Source organism: Paenibacillus sp. SN-8-1 (genome assembly GCF_050995535.1).
Classification (GTDB): Bacteria; Bacillota; Bacilli; order Paenibacillales; family Paenibacillaceae; genus Fontibacillus.
On record NZ_CP194782.1, the window covers coordinates 2,943,620 to 2,956,557 of the forward strand.

A 12,938-nucleotide genomic window follows, 5' to 3' on the forward strand; every position below is an offset into this window, starting at 1 on the left:
ACCTCATCCGAAACTTTTGCTAAATTGAATTACATTTGCGTTCGCATAATCTCCTGGTAAGCTTCAATTACCTTGTTACGGACTTGCGAAGTGAGCTGCAAACTCAATAAAGCTTGTTCAGAAGCGACCATGACCTGATCCATATCAACCTGGCCAGTGAGAAACTTATCACCCATACTTTGGGCGTTCTGTTCTTGATTTGCAACGCCGTCAATAGCGTCTTTGAGGAAGGACCCAAAGTCTTTAATCGTCTCCGATGGAGTCGCTGGAGTTGATTTGACTTGAGGTTGAACCAATTCAAGGGGCTTTATTGTACTTGCGGCTGTACTCTGAATCATAAGTCACTCTCCTTACTTCTACTTTTTAGTCTATTTCCCTATCTGCAATGCTTTGGATTCCATAGATTTAGATGCGTTAAGTGCTGTGACGTTAGCTTCATAAGAACGGGTTGCCGAGATCATGTCCACCATTTCTTTGAGCACATCGACGTTTGGCATATAAACATACCCATCTTTGTCAGCATCAGGACTTGTTGGATTATATACGGGCTTGAAAGCTGTCTGATCCTCCTGAATCGCGCTAACCTTCACACCCTGTCCAACCGGTTCTTGTCCATTCACAGCAGAATTCAACATTTTACCGAACTCGGTTTCGTTTGGCGTCATTACGACCATCTTCCGTCTGTACGGTACGGCCTGTCCATTCTCCACTTTCGCCCGGGTTGTCTCGGCATTGGCAATGTTAGAGGAAATAACATCCATGCGCAGCCTTTGAGCAGTTAGTGCTGAAGAACTAATATCAAAACTGCTGTTAAGTCTCATATCTATGATCTCCCTTCTACTGCTATCCGCATCATTTTGATCCGGCTGTTCATCTGCTCAATATAGGCGTTATATCTAAGTTGATTTTCTGCTAGTGACGACATCTCGGAGTCTATATCAACGTTGTTCATATTGTTATTCATTGAAGTTGATTGATCAGTGGTAATCGAGGTATCCGGCACGTTGTTTACGGGCCCGATAGCAAAATGCTTGGGGTCTGTTTGCCTCCCCCGAAGTACTATTGTACCGTCATCCATTTGACTTTGCAGCAAGCTCTCGAAAGAAACTTCTGATCTTTTAAAATATGGAGTGTCTACATTCGCGATATTATTGGCAATTACGCTTTGTCTGGTATTTGCAGCCTTCAATGCGCCTTCCAATCTATCAAAACCTACCCCATTTAGTAACTGCACATCGAAGCCCCCCAAAAAGATGAATTATGACCTAGTTTTTTTGTTATACTCTTTTCATATCTTACTCTAAAATTCCTCTATTTTCGACATTTTTTTCTATTTTCTTTCTCTTTCTATTGGCCTATTATAGCAAAATCACCAATAATGTCATATATCCTAAGTTTCGTAGAGAATGGCCTATATTACAATGAGAAAAAAGCCCTATTTTTTTAAAAAATATGGTAATTTATTATAATTATAGCTAAAAACTAATTTATTTCTTTTTAAAATGCTAAAAATCGACATGCAGCTTCCTTTGTATTTCGGCAAAAGAAAAAACCGACCTTTAGTCCCGGAATACAGGACCTTGGTCGGTAACTAACTTCGTGCATGTCGAATCTATAAAATATATTGGCTTAAATCCCGGTCTTTAGCGATATCGCCCAATTTCTCTGTAACATATTGCGGAGTAATTACCATTTTATCAAGGGTAAGCTCGGGAGCCTCAAATGATAAATCCTCAAGGAGCTTCTCCAGTATCGTGTGAAGTCTTCTGGCTCCAATATTCTCCGTATTCGCATTCACCGCAGCGGCAATATTGGCAATCTCGCGAATCGCCTCATTCGAGAATTCGATTTCGATATCTTCAGTTCTCAGAAGATCAATATACTGTTTGGTTAATGCATTCTGTGGTTCGGTCAATATCGATACAAAATCATCAAGAGTCAGGCTGCTAAGCTCAACCCGAATCGGAAACCGGCCCTGAAGCTCAGGTATCAAATCCGAAGGCTTAGATACATGGAATGCCCCCGCAGCAATGAATAGAACATAATCCGTCTTGACCGGACCATATTTGGTCATAATGGTTGAGCCTTCCACAATAGGCAGGATATCACGCTGAACGCCTTCTCTGGATACATCCGGACCAGATCCCTGTCCCCGGCTTGCTACTTTATCAATCTCATCGATAAAGATAATCCCCGACTGCTCCGCTCTATTGATTGACTCCTGTACAACATCGTCGTGATCAATCAGCTTGTTCGCCTCTTCCTGAGTAAGCACCTTACGCGCTTCCTTAACCGTAAGCTTCCGTTTCTTCGTCCGCTTCGGCATAAGGCTTCCGAACATCTCCTGCATATTCATACCGAGCTGATCATTACCTTGCCCCGCGAACATGTCGAGCATATTCGGCGCATTGTCCTCTACATCGATTTCTACTGTCTCATTCTCAAGCTGCCCCGCAAGCAAATTGAATCTAACCTTTCGGCGCTTCTCGGTAATCGTACTATCTTGTTCCTTGTCCTCATCATTCATCTGCTGTGCTTGCTGATTCTGATTCCCAAAGAGCATTTCAAATGGATTACGCTGATTCTTATTCTTGCTAGGGGAGGGCACGAGGATCTGGACAAGGCGCTCATTGGCAAGCTCTTCCGCTTTATCCTTCACTTTCTCTGTGCGCTCCAGCTTGACCATACGGATTGCTGTCTCTACCAGATCACGAACCATGGATTCTACATCGCGTCCCACATACCCTACTTCTGTGAACTTCGTCGCCTCGACTTTGACAAAAGGCGCACCAACCAGTTTGGCTAACCTGCGAGCAATTTCGGTCTTACCCACCCCTGTCGGTCCAATCATCAGAATATTTTTAGGTACAATTTCATCACGAACCTCGTCACCAAGAAGATTACGCCGGTAACGGTTACGCAGCGCGACAGCTACCGATTTCTTCGCCTGCTTTTGACCCACAATATATTTGTCTAGTTCAGCAACAATCTGTCTGGGGGTTAATGCCTGATTTGTCATCTAAGTCCCTCCTTGGCTCTCTAAGTCCTCTTACAACTCTTCTACTATAATATTCCCGTTCGTGTATACACAGATCTCTGAGGCTACCTTGAGCGCTTCTCTGGCCATATCCTTCGCATCCAGATTGGATGCGTGACGTTTGAGTGCTCTTGCGGCCGACAAGGCAAAATTACCACCCGAGCCAATGGCTAGAACATCGTCATCCGGTTCAATAATTTCCCCACCGCCCGAAATGAGCAGCATCCCTGTCTTATCCATAACAATCATCAGCGCTTCTAATTTGCGCAGCACCCTATCCTGACGCCAATCCTTAGCCAGTTCAACCGCCGCCCGCTGAAGATTCCCATGATGCTCTTCCAGCTTGCCTTCAAATTTCTCAAATAAGGTAATGGCATCCGCCACAGATCCAGCAAACCCGGCAACGACCTGTCCTCTGTACAACCTTCTAACTTTCTTAGCCGTCTGCTTCATGATGACACTCTCACCAAAGGTAACTTGACCATCACCTGCGATGGCTCCCTTACCGTTATGACGAACTGCACAAATTGTTGTAGCATGAAAAGACATTTCCATCGTTATCACCTCATCTTACTTTATGATTGAACATATATTTTCTAGACTGAAAACAGATTCACCGTCCTAAGGGGTTAGGACGGCAACTGGTTGTTGTTATATAGATTCACTGGTTATGAACTTCTCAAGGCTGTTCAGCGCTCGCCGGGCAAGTGCCTCGTTCTTCTCGCTTTTCTTCCTGTACCTTTCTTCAAGCTTAGGGAAAAGTCCGAAGTTCGCATTCATTGGTTGAAAGTGCTTAAAGTCAGCCGTTGTAATATAACGGGCCATACTCCCAAGTGTCGTATCTTCCGGGAACACAATCCCATCCTGCTCCCTTGCCGCTCTCGCAGCATTAATACCGGCAATCAGCCCCGAGGCTGCCGACTCGACATAGCCTTCCACCCCAGTCATTTGACCAGCAAAAAACAGCTTTGGACGCTTCTTGGTCTGATATGTAGGCTCAAGCAGTGTAGGAGAATTAATGAACGTATTGCGGTGCATAACTCCGTAACGAACAAATTCCGCGTTCTCAAGTCCCGGAATCATGGAGAAGACCCGCTTCTGCTCTCCCCACTTCAGATGCGTCTGGAAACCGACCAGGTTATACAGAGTCCCGGCAGCATTATCCTGGCGCAGCTGTACTACCGCATGCGGCAATGTGCCCGTGTGAGGGTTCAGTAGACCGACCGGCTTCATCGGCCCGAATAAGGCAGTCTGCTTGCCGCGTCTCATCATAATCTCAATCGGCATGCAGCCTTCAAAATAAATTTCTTTCTCAAACTCCTTAACCTGGGCTACTTCCGCTGTAATCAGAGCCTCATAAAAGGCATCGAATTCCTGCTCTGTCATCGGACAGTTAAGGTAAGCAGCCTCGCCCTTGTCATACCTGGAGGCCAGATAGACCTTCTCCATATCTATGGAGTCTTTCTCTACAATCGGCGCAGCCGCATCATAGAAATAGAAATATTCTTCTCCAGTCAACTCTTTAATTTGTTCCGAGAGAGCCGGGGAGGTTAGAGGTCCGGTAGCAATGACAACGATCCCCTCTGAAGGTATCTCCTTCAATTCTTCATTAACTACCGTAACCATTGGGTGCGAGTGAAGCGTTCTTGTGATATCCCCTGAGAATCCGTCACGGTCTACCGCAAGAGCTCCCCCTGCCGGCACGGCGTTCTTATCTGCTGAACTGAGCACCAGAGAGTTCAGCCGGCGCATTTCCTCTTTCAGTACACCGACCGCGTTAGTAAGACCGTTCGCCCGAAGTGAGTTGCTGCACACCAGTTCAGCGAATTTGTCAGTATGGTGCGCAGGCGTCTTCACGACCGGCCGCATTTCATATAAAGTCACCGGGATACCGCGGCTTGCGATCTGCCAGGCAGCCTCACTGCCTGCCAGTCCCGCTCCGATTACGGTAACCCTTGCCTGATCTGTCAATTTCATAACCTCCTACAATATTGCCAAGCCATTCAGGAATGAATGTTTACTCGGATGCATCGTCATCATTTTCTTCTACTGCTTCTGTATAGTCGCACCCCGTACACTGGAGCTTCGTTCCTTGCTTACTGCGCTTCTCAACAAGCATCGAACCACATTGCGGACATGGCTTAGGTGATGGCTTATCCCAGGATACGAAATCGCATTCCGGATAACGGTCACACCCGTAGAACACGCGGCCCTTTTTGCTGCGGCGTTCCACTACATGCCCCTCCTTGCATTTCGGACAAGTCACGCCAATATCTTTGATGATCGGTTTCGTATTCCGGCAATCCGGAAATCCGGAGCAGGCCAGGAATTTACCAAATCTTCCGAGCTTGTAGACAAGCGGCTTCCCGCATTTCTCACAAATCTCGTCAGATACCTCATCCTCGATCTCAATTTCTTTCATTTCTTCTTCGGCTACCTCAAGGCGCTTCTCGAAGGATTCATAGAATTCACTCAGAACCTTGACCCAATCTTCCTCGCCCTCTTCCACATGGTCGAGATCACCTTCCATATGTGCGGTGAATTCCACATCGAGAATTTCAGGGAAGAACTGCTCCATTTGTTCAATTACAAGCTCTCCAAGTTCTGTAGGCATGAATTTCTTCTCTTCAATAGCTACATAACCACGCTTTTGGATCGTTTCCAGAGTAGGCGCATACGTACTTGGACGTCCTATGCCCAGCTCCTCAAGTGTCTTAACCAATCGGGCTTCCGTATACCTTGGAGGCGGCTGGGTGAAATGCTGCTTCGGATCAATATGTTCCGTCTCCAGCATATCACCAGCCTTAAGTGGAGGAAGGAACTTGTCGTCATCTGTGGTACCATCGTCATTCCCTTCCACGTAGACCTTCATGAATCCATGAAATCTCACCTTGGAGCCGACTGCACGGAAAGTCACATCTCCAGCGGCAATATCCACAGAAAGCGTATCCAGAATGGCAGAAGCCATTTGACTGGCCATGAATCGTTCCCATACCAGCTTGTAGAGTCTGTATTGATCACGGCTTAGGAAAGATTTAATGGAATCAGGATCACGTAGTGCAGAAGTTGGACGGATGGCCTCGTGAGCCTCCTGGGCGTTAGCTGCTTTCTTGGAATACTGGCGCGGTGATTCAGGCACAAATTTATCGCCGTATTTATCCATAATATAGCTCTTGGCCTCTTCCTGGGCAGAGGTTGCAATCCTCGTGGAGTCTGTACGCATGTAAGTGATTAGACCTACCGTGCCCTCCTTGCCAAGCTCAACGCCCTCATACAACTGCTGAGCGACCGACATAGTCTTGGCTGCGCGGAAATTAAGCTTTCTTGCAGCTTCCTGCTGCATTGAACTCGTTGTAAATGGAGCAGAAGGATGACGAAGACGCTCCTTCTCCTTCACATCACTTACCTGGAATGATGCACCCTCAATCGCCTGTAACACCTGCTTGACCGCATCTTCATTCGGCAGCTCCATCTTCTCGCCCTTAAGCCTATGGAATTTAGCCTCGAAAGAGGTGTCCCCAATCTTCAATGCTGCCGTAATGCTCCAGTACTCTTCAGGAACAAACTCGGAGATTTCATTCTCCCGGTCCAGAATAATTTTGACCGCCACAGACTGAACACGACCGGCGGACAATCCTTTCTTAACCTTTTTCCATAAGAGGGGGCTGATCTTGTATCCTACCAAACGGTCTAATATACGCCGGGCCTGCTGGGCATTAACAAGATCCATATTAATTTTACGAGGGGTCTTGAATGCATCCTTAACCGCATCCTTGGTAATTTCGTTAAATACCACCCGGCAGCTCTTGCTGGCATCCACATCAAGCAGATGAGCCAGATGCCAGGCAATCGCTTCACCTTCACGATCAGGGTCAGCCGCCAGGTAAATGTTCTTAACCTTCTTGCTCGCACTTTTCAGTTCCTTCAATATAGAACCCTTGCCGCGGATGGTTATATATTTGGGATTGAAGTCGTTCTCCACTTCAACTCCAATTTGACTCTTTGGCAAATCGCGAATGTGACCCATTGACGCCTTCACGATATATTTACTGCCCAGATATTTGCCGATCGTCTTTGCTTTCGCAGGAGACTCGACAATAACTAGTGAATCCGCCACAGGTTCATCCTCCTCTCAAAACACTTTACAGAATACTCTATTAAGTAATTTATAGTTTGATTTCTCACTTATCTAACCCATGTCTGTACTATATTATTTTGTAAATAGAACCAGGTAATTGCACGACCTGCTTTTTTATGATTAAAGATAACAGAACTGAATGCAAAAGTCCAAAATCCCATCTGGTTCGTGAGAGCAATCCATCAAAGCTTAGGGTGCTCTGCTCCAACATATGGTATATGTGCCGCTCCTGTTCTGTCAACTTGTTTCCTTCGGGCAATATTTCTCGCTCATTTGAACCTGGCTCGTTCTGTATCCCGTATTCTTCCAATATATCCGCAGCCGAAGTCACAAGCTTAGCCCCCTGCTTTATTAATCCGAGAGTGCCGCTGCTCTTGGGTGAGGTAATTTGCCCTGGAACCGCGAACACATCTCGATTGGCTTCCATAGCTGAATCGGCAGTAATTAATGATCCGCTCCGGACATCCGCTTCAACCACCAAAGTCCCCCGGGTTAAGCCAGCAATAATTCGATTTCTTTGGGGAAATAAGCCCGGATGAGGAGGTGTCCCGATAGGGTATTCTGATACCACAAGCCCATCAACGGCAATCTGACGGTATAGAGACGTATGTTCAGATGGATACGCTGTGTCGATTGCAGTTCCAAGAACAGCAATGGTTGCCCCGCCACAGCGTAGGGCTGCCTCATGACAGACCCCGTCAATCCCCCTGGCCATCCCGCTCACGATCGTCACATTGTGCCTGCAGAGTTCGGTGGTCAGCTGCTCAGCCACTTTCCGTCCATAGGCTGTAGGCACCCTAGTTCCAACCATGGCTATGGAGAATGAATTCAGCAGCTTTCTGTGTCCTTTTAGATATATTACCCAGGGAGGTCTAACAGATTCCTTCATTAATAGAGGGTAATCCTCGTCCAGCCGTGTCATCACCTCTATTCCTTTGCTATGAATCAACTCCTCTCTTTGCTCCAGCCAATCTTCGGTGAAATGAGCTGCCATTTTGGACGCTTGCATCTCGGTTAATCCACAGTTCACCCAATCTGTTGATGAGAATTCGGTGGCATTCTCCCAGTACTCGGTTTCAAGAATCCGCTCCATACTTCTCCACCCGATCCCCGCACTTTCGTGAAGCCCAATTAATACTCTCCTCTTCATCTTATCCAACTTCGTTTCCTCCTTTTAATTAACACACCAGCAAGCATGTAACTGGCATGTAGACTAAGACACCATAGGTCATTGCTAATCTCGATAGAAACAACAAAAAAAGCAACCTTCTTCCCGTAATCGAGAAAGAAGGTTGCTTACCTTTACAAAAAGTATAGCATATATTGGAAGTTCTATACTATTTCAAATTACACATGGGACGTGGATGTCCTAATGTGTCGTACATTGGCTAAGAATGCCGCGCTCTTCAAGTACACTCACCAGCGTTGAACCCATCTCAGCCGGAGTTGGAGCTACTTTAATACCGCAGGACTCAAGCTTGGCGATCTTTTCTTTGGCAGTACCTTTACCACCTGAAATAATGGCGCCCGCATGACCCATACGTTTGCCTGGAGGTGCAGTTACGCCGCCAATGAAGCCAACGACCGGCTTCTTCATGTTATCACGTACCCATTCTGCCGCCTCTTCTTCCGCTGTACCGCCAATTTCACCGATCATAATGACCGCATGAGTATCCGGATCTTCGTTAAATCTGGACAGAATGTCGATGAATTCGGAGCCTTTAACCGGGTCCCCCCCGATACCGACAGCAGAGGACTGGCCAATACCGCGAGTTGTCAATTGATGAACCGCTTCATAGGTGAGTGTACCACTACGGGAGACAACACCTACATGACCTGGAGCATGAATGTATCCAGGCATAATACCAATCTTACATTCGCCTGGTGTAATTACGCCAGGACAGTTCGGTCCGATCAGAACGGTATCTTTGCCTTCCATGTAGCGTTTCACTTTCACCATATCGAGTACAGGAATACCCTCTGTAACACAGATAACGAGCTCCATCCCTGCATCCACGGCTTCCATAATCGAGTCCGCGGCATATGCTGGTGGAACGTAGATTACGTGCGCTGTCGCTCCTGTTGCTTCCTTGGCTTCACGAATCGAGTTGAAGATCGGCAGAGTTACGGTCTCGCCGTTCTCAAGTGTAATATCCAGACTGGTACCGCCCTTGCCCGGGGTCACACCGCCGACCATTTGCGTGCCATATTCAAGCCCGCCTCTAGTATGATACAGTCCGGTTGCTCCCGTAATACCTGAGGTGGTGACTTTCGTATTTTTATCGACCAAAATACTCATATCCAAAGCCTCCTTCTAAATTCCGTATTATGATACGAGCTCTACGATCTTGCGGGCGCCATCAGCCATGGAATCCGCAGAGACAATAGCAAGTCCCGATTCAGCCAAGATATTCTTACCTAATTCGACATTTGTCCCTTCGAGTCGAACCACGAGCGGACGGTCAAGCGACACCTGCTTGGCGGCTTCAACAATCCCTTCGGCGATAACATCACAACGCATGATTCCACCGAATATATTAACGAAAATACCTTTTACCTTGCTGTCGGAAAGGATGATCTTGAACGCTTCAGTTACTTTCTCTGCTGTTGCGCCGCCCCCTACGTCGAGGAAGTTGGCTGGGTCGCCGCCATAATATTTGATGATATCCATCGTTGCCATCGCAAGGCCAGCGCCATTAACCATACAGCCGATATTCCCATCAAGTGCGATGTAGCTAAGATCAAATTTGGACGCTTCAATCTCCTTCGCATCCTCTTCTTCCAGATCGCGAAGTTCAAGAATATCCTTATGGCGGAATAGAGCATTGGAGTCAAAATTAAGCTTGGCATCCAGCGCCATAACCTCACCATCGCCTGTAACTACAAGAGGATTAATCTCTGCAATAGAGCAGTCCTTCTCAATGAATGCGGTATATAGGGCCAGCATGAACTTCACAGCTTTGTTCACAAGTTCATTCGGAATGTTGATCGCGTATGCTAATCTGCGGGCTTGGAATACCTGAAGCCCTACAGCCGGATCCACAACTTCTTTGAAAATTTTCTCTGGCGTTGCTGCCGCAACCTCTTCAATCTCCGTGCCGCCTTCCTCAGAAGCCATAAGCACGACACGTCCAGTTGCGCGGTCAACAACCACACCGACGTAATATTCCTTACGGATGTCACAACCCTGCTCGATCAGCAGGCGCTTCACTTCTTTGCCTTCAGGTCCAGTCTGGTGTGTTACCAGTACCTTGCCGAGAATTTCATTTGCATAGTTACGAACTTCATCCAAATTCTTCGCTACTTTGACGCCGCCAGCTTTACCGCGGCCACCTGCATGTATTTGGGCCTTTACTACGACCACTGGGCTGCCCAGTGCTTCAGCTGCTTCCACGGCTTCATCCACCGTAAATGCCACCCGTCCTTGCGGAACGGTCACTCCATATTGCTTCAGGACTTCTTTTCCTTGATATTCATGGATATTCACTCTAGAATCCTCCTATCAACGGGCGGTTATTAAGGGTATAAGAAATTCCATATAATTTCAAACCCACAATATTGTATCATGTTTTTAAAACGCTTTCCTTAAAAAGTTCGGTAATTCTACACTTTTTTTGATATCGTTTTCATCGCGGGATGAGAATGATCCTCCTTAAGCATCTATCATTTGGGATATTTTTCTACCCACTTGCATTATTACATAGTACAAGGGGCTCAGTTCATAGTTTTTAAATTCCTACTAGGAGATTAAGTAATGATCAGATGCCCGGAATGCGGTGTTCAAAACGATGATTCCAATGATTTATGTATGATTTGCGCTACACTTTTAGATCTGCTCCCTGCAGAGGAGGCCCCGCTCCCAGTTCCACCACCTAAGGAGCGAGATCAACGGGTTCAGAAGCCACAACAGCCACCTGCCAAGCCTGAGAAAAAAGCATAATGCAGCAAAATTGAAACCGAGCAGCCTTAATGATTCAGCGAAAGTGTCTCGTCCCAAGGTTAGCCAACCTAAAAAACGTAAGAGTATTTACGCTGGATTCTGGAGAAGGTTCATAGCCAGGATTCTAGATTACGTTCTGCTCTCGTATCCCTTGAACTTTCTACTTAGCTACTTCAAAGATTCGTCTTCTCAGGCTACTGGTATTTTCACGTTCGATCAATATACACTTATCCAGATGATTATTCTGTTCCTGTACGAAATCCTTATGATCACTTCGTCATGGCAGGGCACTCTAGGTAAAATGATAATGTTCATTAAAATTACCAATGTAGAGGGCAGGCCAATCTCAATTAACAGAGCCATTGGCAGACACTTCTCCATGCTCTTATCTGTAGCTACACTCGGGATTGGGGCATTAATGTGCGCCTGGACCCCACAAAAACAAGCTCTTCACGATATGGCAGCTGGAACACTAGTTATTAAGAAGCCTCGCACGGACCTTGACTTATCAAAAAAATCATCTAATATTTAAATCATACTGAAATGAATATTAAGGAATTTATAAGGAAGCACCTTTTTCCTCACGGTACCTGGCTCTAGTATGCCAATACTCCAAAGTGAAAGGGTGTTTTTTTGTTATGTACGGAAAATTATTTAGTTCGTGTTTGTATGGGATAGACGGTGTAATGATCGAAGTAGAAGTGGATCTGTCCAGCGGAATTCCGCAGACTTCTATTATTGGCCTGCCCGATTCAGCCGTCAGGGAATCCATAGAACGAGTACGCTCAGCCATCAAAAACTGTGGTTATACCTTTCCCCTTCAGCGAGTCACGATTAATTTGGCTCCCGCAGATTTGCGAAAGGAAGGCTCCGCATTTGACCTGGCTATTGCTTTGGGTCTCCTGACCGCAAGTGGGCAGATCACTCTACCCAAAGAAGAGAAAATTCTTATAATTGGGGAATTATCACTCGAAGGAGGATTGCGCCCCGTCTCTGGCGTACTGTCCATGGTAGATTTAGCAAAGAGACAAGGTTTCACCTCCGTTCTGCTGCCTAAATGCAATGCGGAGGAAGCCCTCCTTCTAGAAGGAATGAAGGTGTATGGACTGAGTCATCTGAAGGAGCTTGCACCCGAGGACGAGCAGTCAAAGGGTAATCAAGGAGGTCCCCTTCATATTGATTCCTTCCAGCACTTAAGCGTGCAGCCCTCCGGCAAGGAGGTATCGGCGGATCACTTCTCCACAGCTCAGGAAGATTACAGTGATGTTCTCGGCCAGCTGCATGTTAAGCGCGCCCTCACGATTGCTGCCGCCGGCATGCACAACATCATACTGATCGGCCCTCCTGGAACTGGCAAAACCATGCTAATCCGACGTCTTCCCACCATCCTGCCGCCTCTGTCCCAGGATGAGTCACTCGAAGTGACGAAGATCTTCAGTGCGGCCGGCAAGCTTAAGGAACCAGAGGCCGGCCTGATCCGTGCCAGGCCTTTTCGCTCTCCGCACCATACGATCTCGGCCGCAGGCATCGTCGGCGGAGGAACCATACCCAAGCCCGGTGAAGTCAGCCTCGCCCATAAGGGTATTTTGTTCCTGGACGAACTCCCCGAATTCTCGCGCGGGGCGCTTGAAGTGCTTAGGCAGCCACTCGAAGACCGCGCCGTAACCATAAGCCGCACGAAGGCGGCTTTTACCTTCCCGGCTCATTTCATCCTGGCGGCATCGATGAATCCATGTCCGTGCAGATAGTACCTTGGGTATTCATATAATAAGACAGAAAGTCTTAACTCTTGTGAAATCTAGAGATGAATTACTCACTACTAC

General features: G+C 46.9%; 12 protein-coding genes. 2 read left to right on the forward strand and 10 right to left on the reverse strand.

The genetic code is table 11. From position 1 onward, the window contains the following. Positions 1–29 precede the first annotated feature (29 nt). From fliE to sucC, 10 genes are all read right to left on the reverse strand, one after another. Complete coding sequence (gene fliE / locus ACRRNK_RS13985) at positions 30–338, reverse strand: flagellar hook-basal body complex protein FliE (protein ID WP_433943336.1); 309 nt, start codon at positions 336–338, stop codon at positions 30–32. A 30-nt stretch (positions 339–368) separates the two neighbouring features. Continuing rightward, complete coding sequence (gene flgC / locus ACRRNK_RS13990; protein ID WP_433943337.1) at positions 369–821, reverse strand: flagellar basal body rod protein FlgC; 453 nt, start codon at positions 819–821, stop codon at positions 369–371. Positions 822–823: 2 nt separating this feature from the next. After that, a complete protein-coding gene (flgB, locus tag ACRRNK_RS13995) occupies positions 824–1,234 on the reverse strand; it encodes a flagellar basal body rod protein FlgB (RefSeq protein WP_433943338.1) in 411 nt (136 codons plus the stop codon). Between the two features lie 378 nt (positions 1,235–1,612). Next, the gene (gene hslU, locus ACRRNK_RS14000) at positions 1,613–3,019 is read right to left on the reverse strand and encodes an ATP-dependent protease ATPase subunit HslU (protein WP_433943339.1); all 1,407 of its coding nucleotides are present in this window, start codon (positions 3,017–3,019) and stop codon (positions 1,613–1,615) included. A gap of 30 nt (positions 3,020–3,049) precedes the next feature. Next, positions 3,050–3,592: an ATP-dependent protease subunit HslV gene (gene hslV, locus ACRRNK_RS14005; protein WP_433943340.1), complete on the reverse strand. Its 543-nt coding sequence runs from the start codon at positions 3,590–3,592 to the stop codon at positions 3,050–3,052. Between the two features lie 96 nt (positions 3,593–3,688). Then, positions 3,689–5,014, reverse strand: coding sequence for a methylenetetrahydrofolate--tRNA-(uracil(54)-C(5))-methyltransferase (FADH(2)-oxidizing) TrmFO (gene trmFO / locus ACRRNK_RS14010; RefSeq protein ID WP_433943341.1), 1,326 nt, complete (start codon positions 5,012–5,014; stop codon positions 3,689–3,691). Positions 5,015–5,054: 40 nt separating this feature from the next. Further along, complete coding sequence (gene topA, locus ACRRNK_RS14015) at positions 5,055–7,154, reverse strand: type I DNA topoisomerase (protein WP_433943342.1); 2,100 nt, start codon at positions 7,152–7,154, stop codon at positions 5,055–5,057. Positions 7,155–7,242: 88 nt separating this feature from the next. Next, positions 7,243–8,325 carry a DNA-processing protein DprA gene (gene dprA / locus ACRRNK_RS14020; RefSeq protein WP_433946902.1) on the reverse strand — a complete coding sequence of 361 codons (1,083 nt, stop codon included), beginning with the start codon at positions 8,323–8,325 and terminating at the stop codon, positions 7,243–7,245. 219 nt (positions 8,326–8,544) lie between these two features. Continuing rightward, positions 8,545–9,474 carry a succinate--CoA ligase subunit alpha gene (sucD, locus tag ACRRNK_RS14025; RefSeq protein ID WP_433943343.1) on the reverse strand — a complete coding sequence of 310 codons (930 nt, stop codon included), beginning with the start codon at positions 9,472–9,474 and terminating at the stop codon, positions 8,545–8,547. A gap of 27 nt (positions 9,475–9,501) precedes the next feature. Then, entirely contained in the window at positions 9,502–10,662 is a 1,161-nt protein-coding gene (gene sucC / locus ACRRNK_RS14030) for an ADP-forming succinate--CoA ligase subunit beta (RefSeq protein ID WP_127199646.1), read from the reverse strand. 496 nt (positions 10,663–11,158) lie between these two features. Between sucC and ACRRNK_RS14035 the strand changes: the two genes are divergently transcribed. Together ACRRNK_RS14035 and ACRRNK_RS14040 are read left to right on the forward strand one after the other, a co-directional pair. Then, entirely contained in the window at positions 11,159–11,647 is a 489-nt protein-coding gene (locus ACRRNK_RS14035; RefSeq protein WP_433946903.1) for an RDD family protein, read from the forward strand. A 154-nt stretch (positions 11,648–11,801) separates the two neighbouring features. After that, a complete protein-coding gene (locus ACRRNK_RS14040; RefSeq protein ID WP_433943344.1) occupies positions 11,802–12,863 on the forward strand; it encodes a YifB family Mg chelatase-like AAA ATPase in 1,062 nt (353 codons plus the stop codon). Positions 12,864–12,938 lie beyond the last annotated feature (75 nt).